This window comes from Cupriavidus sp. 05T313 (genome assembly GCF_056396665.1).
Genome location: NZ_JBFTLX010000061.1, coordinates 1 through 14,056 on the forward strand (window position 1 = coordinate 1; position 14,056 = coordinate 14,056).

The following is a 14,056-nucleotide window of genomic DNA, read 5'->3' on the forward strand; positions in this document are numbered from 1 at the left end:
CGCGCAGCTTGCCGCTGGCGCGCACCAGCATGACGATCGCCTCCACCACCGGCAGCGGCACGCCATAGGCTGCCGGCGCCGACACCGCCGGCATCACCGCCGCCGGCAGCACGTCCAGGTCGATGGTGAGGTAGACATGGTCGACCTCGTCCATCAAGGCCTGCAATTCGGCAAGCCGCGCGTCGAGGTGCCGTTCCTGCATCTGCACATCCTCGACATAGTGCACGCCAAGCCCATCCGCATGCGCGAACAGCGCGGCGGTATTGCCGAGGCGGCTGACGCCCAGGCACGCGTATTCGAAGCGCTGGCCACGCTCCCGGCACGCCTGCGCGATCTGGTCGAACGGCGTGCCCGAACTGCCGGGGCGGCCGGTGCGCAAATCGAAGTGCGCATCGAGATTGATCACCAGCACGCGGCCCTGGTCGCCACGGGCATCGAGATGCGCGCGCAGGCCCTGCCAGGTGCCCCAGGCAATCTCGTGGCCGCCGCCCAGCACCAGCGTGAATGCGCCCTGCCCCAACTCCGCGGCGACCGCTTGCGCCAACGCCTGCTGCGCCGCTTCGAGATCGCCATCGTTGCAGGCCACGTCGCCGGCATCGTGGAAGGCAGCCAGGCCATGCGCAGGGACGCCCGCCAGCGCGCGGCGGATTTCGCGCGGGCCGCCAGCGGCGCCGGGACGGCCCTGGTTGCGCAGCACGCYGGCATCGCAGCAAAAGCCCAGCAGCACCGGCGCGCCGGGTTCGCGAGCGGAACCTTCGGTGCGCGCCACATTGAACAGGCGACGGGTATCGCCAGTCTCGTTGCTATCGGTGCGGCCGCGCCAGACGGTGCCGGCCGCGGGATCCAGTTCGCTCATGACAGGCGGCGGCCCAGGGTTTCCGGCACCATCGCCAGGCCGATCAGCGAGACCAGGCCGCAGCCAATCACGTAAAACGCAGGCGCATTGGGATTGGCGGTGAGATGGATCAGCTCGGTCGAGAAGAACTGCGCGAAGCCACCGAAGATGGCGATCGCCACGCAGTAGGCAATCGACAGGCCCGTAGCGCGCAGGCGCTGCGGCAGCACCTCGCTGACCAGCACCATCGAAGCCGGCGAGGTCATCGACATCGGCACCGAGAGGCAGCCCACCACCAGCAGCAGACGCGTCAGGCTTGGCTCGGCGTTGATCAGCACAAAGGCGGGATAGATCATCAGCAGCAATGCCACGCGCGACCACAGCACCACCGGACGGCGGCCCAGGCGATCACTCAGCCAGCCCGCGAACGGCGACAACACCACTTGCACGGCGGCGGCCACGCAGGCGGCCCAGATGCCCAGCGACAGCGGCATGTGCAGCTGGCTGACGGCGTAGTTGCTCAGGTAGTACACGACGATATAGGTCGACGATGCCACGCCGATCATCAGCAGGATGCAGGCCACCAGCGCACGGCCGTGTTCACGCAGCAACTGCAGGGTGGAGCCGCGCTCCGACTCGCCAGCGGCCGGCGCGGTTTCTTCCAGGCGGCGGCGAATCACCAGGCCTACCGGAATCACCAGGATGCCGATCACGAATGCCAGGCGCCAGCCCCAGGCTTCCAGCGCTTGCTGCTCCAGCACATTGCTGAGCAGCAGGCCGACCAGCGCGCCGAACAGCGCCGCCAGGCCCTGGCTGAACGGTTGCCAGCTGGTATAGAAGCCACGCGAGCGGTTGTCGGCATATTCCAGCAGCAGGGCCGTGGAAGCGCCCATCTCGCCGCCGATGGCAAAGCCCTGCACCAGCCGCGCGAGCAGGATCATGATCGGCGCGAGCATGCCGATCTGGGCATAGGTCGGGGTCACCACGAAAATCACCGAGCTCAGGCCCATCAGCCAGAGCGTCAGCGCCACTGCCGGCTTGCGGCCGACGCGGTCGGCGTACATGCCGATCAGCAAGCCGCCCAGCGGGCGCATCAGGAAGCCAACGCCGAAGGTGGCAAACGACAGCAGCAACTGTCCGGTGGGGTCGGAAACAGGGAAATACAGGCGGCCAATCAGCGTGGCGAAGAAGCTGTAGACCACGAAGTCGTAGAACTCCAGGCCATTGCCGACGGTGATGGCGGCGATGGCCTGGATCTTGGACAGCGGCTGGGCCGTGGCGGCATGCCGGGCCGCTATGCCGGGGATGGTGTTGTCAATGGACATTAGGTAACTCCGAAGCAAGAAAATCCTGGCCGCCCGCAAGCGGGCGACGGGCGCAACCCAGGGGGGGACGGCACGATTCGCGCCGCAGCGGTAGCGCGCGGGGCTGGCGTGCGCTGCCGTTCGCCCTGGCATCCGGCTGGACGGATGCCGGGCAACGCTGACCCTGCCGAGGCCTGGTCAGCGCATGTGCATGTATCAGTCCGCTGCCAGGTAGGGCGCAGATACGCCCGCCCCGCCGCGCGGCCGTCCCCAGCACCACCATGCCACCACCAGCAGCAGCAGCCACACCGCGCCCACCAGCAGCGCGACGCGGGTCTGCGGGAACCAGCCAAGCACGCCGAAGATGAACAGCATGAAGGCAATGGCTGCGAGCGGCGCCACCGGCCAGAACGGCACGGGGAATTTCAGCGCCGCCACTTCGGTGCGGCTCATGCGCCTGCGCAAGGCGACCTGCGACAGCAAGATCATCAGCCACACCCAGACAGTGGCAAAGGTGGCGATGGAAGCGATCAACGTGAATACGTCCTCGGGCATCACGTAGTTGAGCACCACGCCGGCCAGCAGGGCGAAGGCCATCACCACCACCGTCATCCAGGGCACGCCCTTGCGCGATACGCTCGCGAAAATGCGCGGCGCCTGCCGCTGCACCGCCATGCCGTACAGCATGCGCCCGGCGCCGAAGATGTCGCTGTTGATGGCGGATACCGCCGCGGAGATCACCACGACATTCAGCAGCGCGGCGGCCGAGCCAATGCCCAGCCGGCTGAAGATCTGCACAAAGGGGCTGCCCTCGCTGCCGATGCGATGCCATGGATAGAGAGACATCAGTACCGCCAGCGTCAGCACATAGAACAGCAGGATGCGCAGGGGTACCGCGTTGATGGCACGCGRAATCACGCGCTCCGGATCGCGCGCCTCGCCGGCCGTGATCCCGATGATCTCGATGCCGCCAAAGGCGAACATCACCACGGCGAGCGAGGCGATGATGCCGCCGATACCGTTGGGCATGAAGCCCCCGTGCTCCCAGAGATTGTGAATGCCGGTGGCGACCCCGCCATCGGCCATGCCCAGGCCGAACAGCATGATGGCAACGCCGCCGCAGATCATCGCGGCGATGGCGCCGACCTTGAGCAGCGACAGCCAGAACTCCAGTTCGCCGAACACCTTGACGCTGAGCAGGTTGAGCCCGCCGATCAGGAACACGATGCCCAGCACCCAGATCCAGCGCGGCACGTCCGGGAACCAGAAGCCCATGTAGATACCGAAGGCAGTCACGTCAGCCAGGCAAACGATGATCATCTCGAAAGCGTAGGTCCAGCCAAGCAGGAAGCCCGCCAGCGGTCCCAGTCCAGTGCTGGCGTACTGCCCGAACGAACCCGACACCGGGTTGCGCACGGCCATCTCCCCCAGCGCACGCATCACCATGTAGACCGCCGCGCCACCGATCAGGTAGGCCAGCAGCACCGCCGGTCCCGCGGCCTGGATGGCCGAGGCCGAGCCGTAGAAGAGTCCTGTGCCGATGGCCGACCCGAGCGCCATGAAGCGGATATGACGGGCGCTGAGGCTACGCTGCAGGCCTTGCGACTGCTCTTGCATCTCTTTGTCTCCGAATCGTTGTTCTGTCGCGCCCGGGTGCCGGCGGCAGCCTGCCACGCAATCCTCTGCGCGGCCGCTGCGCCGTCCCGGGCGTCATGCCCCTGGCTCAGAGGCTGGGCAGCAGCCGCGCCGGCAGCAGTGCATTCAGGATGCCGCCTGCCAGCAGCTTGCTCGCGGACTCGATATCCGGCGCAAAGAAGCGGTCCTTCTCGTAGTAGGCCACCTCGGCGCGCAGCAGGCTGCGTGCCTGCTCCAGCTTGGGCGAACTCTTCAGGCCTTCGCGGAAGTCCAGGCCCTGGCAGGCGCCCAGCCACTCCACGGCAAGGATGCCGCGCACGTTCTCGGCCATGGCCCACAGGCGCTTGCCGGCATTCGGCGCCATCGACACGTGGTCCTCCTGGTTGGCCGAGGTAGGCAGGCTGTCGACGCTGTGCGGATGGGCCAGCGCCTTGTTGTCGCTGGCCAGCGCCGCAGCGGTGACCTGGGCAATCATGAAGCCCGAGTTGACGCCCCCGTTGGCCACCAGGAAAGGCGGCAGCTGCGACATGTGCCGGTCCATCATCAGCGAAATGCGGCGCTCCGACAGCGAGCCGATCTCGGCGATGGCCAGTGCCAGGTTATCGGCAGCCATCGCCACCGGTTCAGCGTGGAAATTGCCGCCCGAGATCACGTCGCCTTCGGCGGCAAACACCAAGGGGTTATCCGAGACCGCGTTGGCCTCCACTTCCAGGACCTCGGCGGCCTGCCGCAATTGCGTCAGGCAAGCGCCCATCACCTGCGGCTGGCAGCGCAACGAGTAGGGATCCTGCACCTTGTCGCACTGCGCATGCGAACGCGCCAGCTCGCTGGTATCGGTCAGCAGATCGCGATAGGTGGCGGCCGCATCGATCTGGCCGCGCTGGCCGCGCACCGCATGAATGCGCGCGTCAAAGGGAGCGCGCGAGCCGAGCATGGCCTCTACGCTGAGACTGCCGCATACCGTGGCGGCGGCAAACAGATCCTCGGCCTCGAACAGGCCGCGCAGCGCGTAGGCGGTCGATACCTGGGTGCCGTTGAGCAGGGCCAGGCCCTCCTTGGCGGCCAGGGTCAGCGGCTCGAGGCCGGCGCGGGCCAGGGCCTGACGCGCAGGCAGCCATTCGCCCTGGTAGCGGGCGCGGCTTTCGCCCAGCAGCACCAGGGACATATGCGCCAGCGGCGCCAGGTCGCCGGAGGCGCCCACCGAGCCCTTGAGCGGGATATGCGGATAGACTTCGGCATTGACCAGGGCAATCAGCGCATCAATCACCTTGCGGCGGATGCCGGAGAAGCCGCGCGCCAGGCTATTGATCTTGAGCAGCATGATCAGCCGCACCATGGCGTCGTCGAGCGGTTCGCCCACGCCGGCGGCGTGCGACAGCACCAGCGAGCGCTGCAGGTTCTCCAGGTCTTCGCGGGCGATGCGCGTCTGCGCCAGCAAGCCGAAGCCGGTATTGATGCCGTAGGCGGTCCGGCCTTCGGCAACGATGTTCTCGACACAGGCCACGCTCGCGGCGATCGCCTCGGCGGCCTCGCTGTCCAGGCTCACGCGCAGCGGCTGCAGATAGGCCTGGCGCAGCTGCGCCAGGCTCAGTTGACCAGGTTTCAGGTTCAGCGCGTTCACGTTCAGGCTTCCTTCTTGTGGTTGAGCATCGGCAGGTTCAGGCCCTGCTCGCGAGCACAGTCGATGGCGATGTCATAGCCGGCATCAGCATGGCGCATCACGCCGGTGGCGGGATCGTTGTGCAGCACGCGCGCGATGCGGGCGGCGGCTTCGTCGGTGCCGTCGCACACGATCACCACGCCCGAATGCTGCGAGAAGCCCATGCCCACGCCGCCGCCGTGATGCAGCGAGACCCAGGTCGCGCCGCTGGCGGTATTGAGCAGCGCGTTCAGCAGCGGCCAGTCGGACACCGCGTCGGAGCCATCCTTCATGCTTTCCGTTTCACGGTTGGGGCTGGCCACCGAGCCGGAATCGAGGTGGTCGCGGCCGATCACTACCGGCGCCGACAGTTCGCCACTGCGCACCATCTCGTTGAACGCCAGGCCAAGCTTGGCACGCAGGCCCAGGCCGACCCAGCAGATACGCGCCGGCAGGCCCTGGAAGCTGATGCGCTCGCGCGCCATGTCCAGCCAGCGGTGCAGGTGGGCATCGTCCGGGATCAGTTCCTTGACCTTGGCATCGGTCTTGTAGATGTCCTGCGGATCGCCCGACAGCGCGGCCCAGCGGAACGGGCCGATGCCGCGGCAGAACAGCGGGCGGATGTAGGCCGGCACGAAACCCGGGAAATCGAAGGCGTTCGCCACGCCCTCTTCCTTGGCCATCTGGCGGATGTTGTTGCCGTAGTCGAAGGTGGGCACGCCCATCTTCTGGAAGTCCAGCATGGCCCGCACGTGCAGCGCCATCGATTGCTTGGCGGCCTTGACCACCGCTGCCGGGTCGGTCTGCGCGCGGTCGCGGTACTGGCCCCAGGTCCAGCCCACCGGCAGGTAGCCGTTTAGCGGGTCATGGGCGCTGGTCTGGTCGGTGACCATGTCCGGGCGCACGCCGCGGCGCACCAGTTCGGGCAGCACTTCGGCGGCGTTGGCGCACAGCGCGATGGAAACGGCGCGGCCTTCGGCGGTGTACCTGGCGATGCGCGCCAGCGCGTCATCGAGGTCGGTAGCCTGTTCGTCGACATAGCGCGTGCGCAGGCGGAAATCGATGCTGGCCTGCTGGCATTCGATGTTCAGCGAGCASGCGCCGGCCAGCGTGGCGGCCAGCGGCTGCGCACCGCCCATGCCGCCCAGGCCCGCGGTCAGCACCCAGCGGCCCTTGAGGTTGCCGTTGTAGTGCTGGCGGCCGGCTTCCACGAAGGTCTCGTAGGTGCCCTGGACGATGCCCTGGCTGCCGATATAGATCCAGCTGCCCGCGGTCATCTGACCGTACATGGCCAGGCCCTTGGCATCCAGTTCGTTGAAGTGTTCCCAGGTGGCCCAGTGCGGCACCAGGTTGGAATTGGCGATCAATACGCGCGGGGCATTGCTGTGGGTCTTGAACACGCCGACCGGCTTGCCGGACTGCACCAGCAGGGTCTCGTCGTCGTTCAGCGTCTTGAGCGTCTCGACGATCTTGTCATAGCACTCCCAGTTGCGCGCGGCACGGCCAATGCCGCCGTACACCACCAGCTCCTTGGGGTTCTCCGCCACTTCCGGGTCGAGATTGTTCATCAACATGCGCAGCGGCGCTTCGGTCTGCCAGCTCTTGGCATTCAGCTGGCTGCCGCGCGGGGCGCGGATCTCTACATCGCGAAAGCGGGAGGTATTGCTCACGGGAACTCCTTGGTGAATAAGGCTGGCTCGAACCGCTCTGTTCAGCCATGCTAGGTATGTATAGTGTTGTATAGACAAGTAGAGGAAAATTGGGGTATTCCCGGAGGTACGCCCCACACATGACGAAAAAGTGCCTTTGTAAGTGCTTGAATGACGAGGGTGACGGAGAGTGCTTGCCGCTTCGAGCACGCCGCCAAGTACCGCGACATGGACGCCCCCTGCCACGGGTACGAAATCCGCGATACGCAAGCGCGGTATCATGCTCCTGACCCGCCGCATGCCCATGGCATCGATACGGCCTTGCGAGCACGCCGGCGACCCGGACGAGGCGGCCGCCGCAGAACCCCTGGACTCCCATGCTGATGCGTTTCCTCGAACGGCTGATCGACCCGTTCCGCGCCCTCCCCGACACCCAGCCGCCCGGCCAGATCTGGCGCTTCTACGCCTATTACCTGCGGGAGGTGTGGCCGGTCTTTGCGCTGCTGCTGGGCGTGGGGCTGGCTGGCGCGCTGATCGAAGTCTCGCTGTTCGGCTTTCTCGGCCGCCTGGTCGACCTGGCGCAAGCAACGCCGCCCGCCGACTTCTTCGCGCGCCACCGTGTCGAGCTGGTGTGGATGGCGGTGGTGGCGCTGCTGCTGCGTCCGTTCTTCAACGGCCTGCACGACATCCTCGTGCACCAGGTCATCAACCCGAACCTGGGCAACCTGGTGCGCTGGCAGAACCACCGCTACGTGCTCAAGCAGAGCCTGTCGTTTTTCCAGAACGACTTTGCCGGGCGCATCGCGCAGCGCATCATGCAGACCGGCTTCTCGCTGCGCGATTCAGCGGTGCAGGCCGTGGATGCAATCTGGCATGTGTTGATCTACGCGGCCAGCTCCCTCTACCTGTTCGCGCAAGCCGACTGGCGCCTGATGATTCCGCTCGTGGCGTGGATCGGCTGCTACGTGAGCGCCATGCTGTACTTCACGCCACGCGTGAAGGCGCGCTCGGTAGCCGCCACCGGCGCGCGCTCGCGGCTGATGGGGCGCATCGTCGACGGCTATACCAATATCACCACACTCAAGCTGTTCGCCCACACGCGCCATGAAGAAGACTACGCGCGCGAAGCCATGGCCGACCTGACCGACAAGGCGCGCCTGTCCGGCCGCATGGTCAGCGCCATGGATTTCACGGTGACCTCGCTCAATGGCCTGCTGATCGCCGGCACCACCGGGCTGGCGCTGTGGCTCTGGAGCCAGGGCCATGTCAGCGTCGGCGCGATTGCGCTGTCGACCGGACTGGTAATCCGCATCGTCAGCATGTCGGGCTGGATCATGTGGGTGATCAGCGGCATCTTCGAGAATATCGGCCAGGTGCAGGATGGCCTGCAGACCATCGCCGTGCCACGCACGATCGGCGATCGCGGCGACGCGCAGGCGCTGCGCGTCACGCGCGCAGAGGTGCGCTTCGAAGGCGTGGGCTTTCACTACGGCAAGGGCTCGGGCGTGATCGAAAACATCGATCTGGTGGTGCGCCCTGGCGAGAAGATCGGCCTGGTCGGCCCGTCCGGGGCCGGCAAGTCGACGCTGGTCAACCTGCTGCTGCGGCTGTACGACGTGGAGCGAGGACGCATCCTGATCGACGGCCAGGACATCGCCGGCGTCACGCAGGAAAGCCTGCGCGCGCAGATCGGCATGGTGACGCAGGATACGTCGCTGCTGCACCGCTCGATCCGCGACAACCTGCGCTACGGCCGGCCCGGCGCCAGCGAGGCCGAACTGCTTGCGGCAGCGGACGACGCGCATGCCRGCGAGTTCATTCCGCGTTTGCGCGATGCGCATGGGGCGACGGGACTGGATGCGCAGGTGGGCGAGCGCGGCGTGAAGCTATCGGGCGGGCAACGCCAGCGTATCGCGGTGGCGCGCGTGCTGCTGAAGAATGCCCCAATCCTGATCCTGGACGAAGCCACCTCGGCACTGGACTCCGAGGTGGAAGCTGCCATCCAGGAGAACCTGGAGACGCTGATGCAGGGCAAGACCGTGATCGCCATCGCGCACAGGCTCTCCACCATCGCGCGCATGGACCGGCTGGTGGTGCTGCAGGATGGGCGGATTGCCGAGAGCGGGACGCATGCGGAGTTGCTGGCGCGTGGGGGGCTTTATGCGCGGTTGTGGGCGCATCAGACTGGGGGGTTTGTGGGGGTGGAATAGTTGGGGGATTGATGTAGGCGGCGTTGGCATCTTGCACCCAAGGGCGTACGACATCCCCCTGCGGGGGACGCCGTACGCACTTGGGTGCAAAAACCATCGCCGCTAAAAGAACAGCAACCACCTACACAGAGAGGCCCTTTCCCCCAACAACCAACAACAACCACCCCCTCAAACCCACCCCAATACCCCCGCCCCAGCCCCCACCCCCACCAACACCAACGGATGCACCTTGGTCTTCAACATCAACCCGATGGTAACCACCGTCACCGCCACCGCAGTCCAGCGGTGATCCACGCTCGCGGCAAGAATCCAGCCGGTGGAGAACAGCAGGCCGATGGTCAGCGTGGCAAGGCCGCGCCGGATCAGGCCGGGCCAGCGCGCCTGCGGCGAGCGGCCGGCGAAATACTCGAAACCGAGCGCGATCACGCTGGACGGCCCGCAAATGCCAATCATGCCGACGATGGCGCCGGCCAGACCCGCCACCTGCCAGCCGAACAGGGCAACGAACAAGATGTTCGGCCCAGGCGCGGCCTGCGAGATGGCGTACATGGCGGAGAACTGCGCGTCGCTCATCCAGGCGTTCGACTCCACCAGGAAGCGATGCATGTCGGGGATGGTGGTGCTGGCCCCGCCGATGGCAAGGAATGACAGCATCAGAAAATGCGTGAGCAGGCTGGAAAGCACGTTGGGCGAGCTCATTGGCGCGGCTCCTTGGCCTCGGGCGGCACGGCATCGATGCCATCATCGCTGGACGGCATGCCGGGCGCGTCGATCGCAGTCGGCGCCAGTGGCGCATGCGCGCGCCGCGCCAGTTGCTCGCTGCGCCACTCCAGCACCAGGCCCATCGGCACCAGCACCGCCATCACCGGCACGAGCGGCCAGCGCAGCAGCCCGATGCCGACAAACGCCGCACCGCCGATCATCAACCCCCGCACGGTGCGCGGCTGGCTTTGCGCCAGCTTGAAGCCGGTCGACAGCACCAGGCCCGCCGACACCGCCGTCATGCCCGTCAGCATGCGCTGCACCGCCGCCACGTCGCGGTAGTGCTCGTACAGCAGCATCAGCGCCAGCACGCCCACCATTGGCACCATCACCAGCCCCGCGAAGGCCGCGAGCGCGCCGCGCAGCCCGGCAAAGCGCAGGCCCAGCATCAGCGCGAGGTTGATCACGTTGGGGCCAGGCAGCACCTGCCCGAGGCTGAGCAGCTCGACGAAGTCGCGGTCGCCAAGCCAGCGGTTGCGATCCACCACGGCGCGCCGCACGAACGGCAGCACGCCGCCGAAGCCTGAGAGCCCCATGCGGGCAAATTCGATGAACAGGCGCCGCGGCGTGGGCGGGGGTGCTAGCGCTACCATCGGATCGTCGCCGGCGGGGGAAGGAGTAACTGGCATCGCGTGTAAACGGGAGAGACATGGCCTGACGGGATGGCACCCGAGCGTTCCGCCATGCGCGGTAAAGAAAAAAGCCCCGCGCATTGTCGCGCAGGGCCAGTTTGGGTTGACGCGGCTTAGTTGCCGCTTGCCGGGGGGACGATCCGTACCGGCTCGATGCTCGGCTCCTTGAGCCTGAGATCCAGCGCGCGGCCCTTGCGGGCGCGCTTGCCCACATAAGGCAGCAGCAGCTGGCCGTAGAGCTTCTGCGAGCTTGGCTTGCCGCCGCGCCCGGCGCCGGACACCAACAGGCCCGGCGCGCCCACGGCGATCGCCTGCAACAGCGTCTCCTTGGGCTCCAGCTCCATCAGGATCACGCCACGGCCACCGGCCGACAGCGACTTGATCTCGTCGAGCGACACCAGCAGCATGCGGCCGTTGGCCGACAAGCAGGCCACGTGCGTGGCTTCCTCGCCGATCGGCGCGGGCACCAGCGGCGCGTCGCCCTCGTCCAGCGTGAGGTAGGCGCGACCGCCCTTCTGCCGGCTGACCATATCACCCACCTTGGTCTGGAAGCCGTTACCGCCGCGCGTGGCGACTAGCATGCGCTGGTCGACGCTGCCGGCGAAGGTGTGGGCGATCTGGCTGCCGGGCTGCAACTCGATCAGCGTCGTCACCGGCACGCCGTCGCCCCGCCCGCCGGGCAGGCCGGCGACCGGCACGGTGTACGCGCGGCCATTGGTGCCGAACACCAGCATGACGTCCACGGTGCGGCACTCGAAGGTGCCGTACAGTGCATCGCCCGCCTTGAAGGTGAACTGCTGCGCATCGTGGCCGTGGCCCTGGCGCGTGCGCACCCAGCCCTTTTGCGACACCACCACGGTGACGGGCTCGTCAACCACGCGCACTTCGGCGGCGGCGCGGCGCTCTTCCTGGATCAGCGTGCGGCGCGGGTCCTTGTCTTCGGGGCTGTACTGCTTGGCGTCGGTCTCGATTTCCTTGATGATGCGGCGGCGCATCATGGTCTCGGACTTGAGCAGCACGTCCAGCTCGGCTTGCTCGTCGCGCAGGGTCTTCAGCTCCTGCTCGATGCGGATGGCTTCCAGCCTGGCCAGCTGACGCAGGCGGATTTCCAGGATGTCCTCGGCCTGGCGGTCGGACAGGCTGAAGGCCTGCATCAGCGCCGGCTTGGGCTCGTCGCTCTCGCGGATGATGCGGATCACCTCGTCGATATTGAGCAGCACCAGCATCCGGCCTTCCAGGATGTGGATGCGGTCCTCGACCTTGCCCAGCCGATGGCGGGTACGGCGGGTGACAGTGGCGAAGCGGAAGGCGATCCACTCGCGCAGGATATCGGCAAGGCCCTTTTGTCGCGGCCGGCCATCGGTGCCGATCATCACCAGGTTGATCGAGGCGCCGGATTCCAGGCTGGTATGCGCCAGCAGCGTCTGGATGAATTCCTGCTGCTCGATGTTCTTGCTCTTGGGCTCGAACACCAGCCGCACCGGCGCGTCCTTGCCGGACTCGTCGCGCACCGCGTCGAGCACGGCCAGCATGCCCTGCTTGAGCTGCAACTGCTCGGGCGTGAGCGACTTCTTGCCGGCACGCACCTTGGGGTTGGTGATCTCCTCGATCTCCTCCAGCACCTTCTGCGACGACGTGCTCGGCGGCAGTTCGGTCACCACCAGTTGCCACTGGCCGCGCGCCATTTCCTCGATGGTCCAGCGCGCGCGCACCTTCAGGCTGCCACGGCCGTTCTCGTAGATCGCGGCGATATCCGAAGCCGGTGAAATGATCTGGCCGCCGCCGGGATAGTCCGGCCCGGGCATCAGCGCCAGCAGTTCGGCCAGCGTGATGTTGGGGTTGCGGATCATCGCCACGGTGGCCGCCGCGACTTCGCGCAGGTTGTGCGGCGGGACTTCGGTGGCCATGCCCACGGCAATGCCGGAAGCGCCGTTGAGCAGCACGAACGGCAGCCGCGCCGGCATCAGCTTGGGCTCTTCCATCGAGCCGTCGTAGTTGGGCACGAAGTCCACCGTGCCCTGGTCGATCTCGTCGAGCAGCAGGCGCGAGATCGGCGTGAGGCGGGCCTCGGTGTACCGCATCGCGGCGGCGCCATCGCCATCGCGCGAGCCGAAGTTGCCCTGCCCATCGATCAGCGGGTAGCGCAGCGAGAAGTCCTGCGCCAGCCGCACCAGCGCATCGTAGGCGGACTGGTCGCCGTGCGGGTGGAATTTACCGAGCACGTCGCCCACCACGCGCGCCGACTTGACCGGCTTGGCGTCGGCGCGCAAGCCCATCTCGTGCATGGCGAACAGGATGCGGCGCTGCACCGGCTTCTGGCCGTCGGCGACTTCCGGCAGCGCGCGGCCCTTGACCACACTGATGGCGTAGTCGAGATAGGCGCGCTCGGCGTAGTGCGCAAGCGTCAGCGAGTCCGCTCCCTCGTCGGGTGAACCTGGGTCAAACGGAATGTCTTGTTGTTCCATGGATTGGCAAGAATACGGCGCATCGCATCGTTGGCCGGTGCGCCGGTTGCAAGTTGTTCGTTATGCGGTTCGTCGTGTTGTCCGTGATCGGATCAGGGCATGTTGCGGCGGCCGCCGATCACCATCTTGACGCGATTGATGCCCCCACCCGCGACCCCCGCGGGCGCGCCACCCGGACGGTAGAAGCGATAGAACTGCAGCACCGTGCTGACGTACTGCTGGGTCTCGGGATAAGGCGGAATCTTGTTGTTGTAGCGCTGTACCGCGCCCTCGCCGGCGTTGTACGCTGCCAGCACCAGTTCGAGGTTGTTGGGGAACAGCTCCATCAGCCAGCGCAAATAACGCACGCCGGCCGAGATATTGGTATGCGGGTCGGCCAGCTTCTGCCCGACCGTGCGCCGCGCGTCAGCGCTCACGCCGAAGCGCGCGCCGGTGTCGGGAATCACCTGCATCAGCCCGATCGCGCCCTTGGGCGACACCGCGCCGGCGTTGAAGCCCGACTCCACCGCCATCACCGCCTTGACCAGCGCCGGATCCACATTCTGCGCCTGCGCGACCTGGCGGATGATGGGTTCGACCGTGGCGATATTGGGATGGTTGACGACGTAGCGGTAAAGCTTGTGCGTTTCCAGGTCGATCTGGCCGCCGGCGCCGGCGCGGCCCACCGAGGGGCTCTTGAGCTCGCCGCCGTTCTTCATGAACAGCGTATAGCGCTCGTCCAGCTTCTCATCCGAGAAATGCGCCACGCCGTCGTCGTCGATGTAGCCATACAGCGCCGCGTGGGCCGCCGGCGCCAGGGCCAGGCCGGCCAGCAGCATGCCGGCGGCAATCCACTGCCGCGGCCGGTTGCTGGTAGGTCTGGTCTTTGCCATCGGGATTCCTCGCGTCATGCAGGCACCGGACGTCACGAACGCCGGCTGCCTGG

9 protein-coding genes and 1 pseudogene are annotated in these 14,056 nt (G+C 66.9%); 1 reads left to right on the plus strand and 9 read right to left on the minus strand.

What is annotated here, in order from left to right; all coding sequences use genetic code 11:
- The 5 genes from hutG to hutU form a co-directional block, all read right to left on the minus strand.
- Window positions 1–856, minus strand: an 856-nt coding sequence (hutG, locus tag AC1DKD_RS15830; RefSeq protein WP_477143445.1) for a formimidoylglutamase, incomplete at its 3' end; no start/stop codon positions are given.
- Window positions 853–2,160 carry an MFS transporter gene (locus AC1DKD_RS15835; protein WP_441626826.1) on the minus strand — a complete coding sequence of 436 codons (1,308 nt, stop codon included), beginning with the start codon at window positions 2,158–2,160 and terminating at the stop codon, window positions 853–855. The genes AC1DKD_RS15835 and hutG, both read right to left, overlap by 4 nt.
- A 195-nt stretch (window positions 2,161–2,355) precedes the next feature.
- On the minus strand, window positions 2,356–3,756 hold the full coding sequence (locus AC1DKD_RS15840) for an amino acid permease (RefSeq protein WP_477143446.1): 1,401 nt from the start codon (window positions 3,754–3,756) through the stop codon (window positions 2,356–2,358).
- 106 nt (window positions 3,757–3,862) lie between these two features.
- Complete coding sequence (gene hutH, locus AC1DKD_RS15845) at window positions 3,863–5,395, minus strand: histidine ammonia-lyase (protein ID WP_477104282.1); 1,533 nt, start codon at window positions 5,393–5,395, stop codon at window positions 3,863–3,865.
- 2 nt (window positions 5,396–5,397) lie between these two features.
- Entirely contained in the window at window positions 5,398–7,083 is a 1,686-nt protein-coding gene (gene hutU / locus AC1DKD_RS15850; RefSeq protein WP_035873839.1) for a urocanate hydratase, read from the minus strand.
- A 356-nt stretch (window positions 7,084–7,439) separates the two neighbouring features.
- On the opposite strand from hutU, the gene AC1DKD_RS15855 reads away from it, so the two are divergent.
- Window positions 7,440–9,272, plus strand: a complete 1,833-nt coding sequence (locus tag AC1DKD_RS15855; protein WP_477143447.1) for an ABC transporter ATP-binding protein — start codon at window positions 7,440–7,442, stop codon at window positions 9,270–9,272.
- Between the two features lie 168 nt (window positions 9,273–9,440).
- Here the strand turns inward: AC1DKD_RS15855 and AC1DKD_RS15860 are convergent, their stop codons facing one another.
- The 4 genes and pseudogenes from AC1DKD_RS15860 to AC1DKD_RS15875 all read right to left on the minus strand — a co-directional run bounded on the left by AC1DKD_RS15860 (window position 9,441) and on the right by AC1DKD_RS15875 (window position 14,003).
- Window positions 9,441–9,971 carry a chromate transporter gene (locus tag AC1DKD_RS15860; RefSeq protein WP_441626836.1) on the minus strand — a complete coding sequence of 177 codons (531 nt, stop codon included), beginning with the start codon at window positions 9,969–9,971 and terminating at the stop codon, window positions 9,441–9,443.
- 119 nt (window positions 9,972–10,090) lie between these two features.
- Window positions 10,091–10,663: pseudogene (locus AC1DKD_RS15865) on the minus strand (chromate transporter); the annotation flags it as partial.
- Between the two features lie 116 nt (window positions 10,664–10,779).
- A complete protein-coding gene (gene parC / locus AC1DKD_RS15870) occupies window positions 10,780–13,131 on the minus strand; it encodes a DNA topoisomerase IV subunit A (protein WP_441626838.1) in 2,352 nt (783 codons plus the stop codon).
- Between the two features lie 92 nt (window positions 13,132–13,223).
- The gene (locus AC1DKD_RS15875) at window positions 13,224–14,003 is read right to left on the minus strand and encodes a lytic transglycosylase domain-containing protein (RefSeq protein WP_441626840.1); all 780 of its coding nucleotides are present in this window, start codon (window positions 14,001–14,003) and stop codon (window positions 13,224–13,226) included.
- Window positions 14,004–14,056: the final 53 nt, after the last annotated feature.

What these genes read in the sequence shown, in the direction of transcription:
- AC1DKD_RS15835 (WP_441626826.1), bottom strand. Translation starts at nt 2,160, where the DNA reads ATGTCCATTGACAACACCATCCCCGGCATAGCGGCCCGGCATGCCGCC.
- AC1DKD_RS15860 (WP_441626836.1), bottom strand. Translation starts at nt 9,971, where the DNA reads ATGAGCTCGCCCAACGTGCTTTCCAGCCTGCTCACGCATTTTCTGATG.
- parC (WP_441626838.1), bottom strand. Translation starts at nt 13,131, where the DNA reads ATGGAACAACAAGACATTCCGTTTGACCCAGGTTCACCCGACGAGGGA.
- AC1DKD_RS15875 (WP_441626840.1), bottom strand. Translation starts at nt 14,003, where the DNA reads ATGGCAAAGACCAGACCTACCAGCAACCGGCCGCGGCAGTGGATTGCC.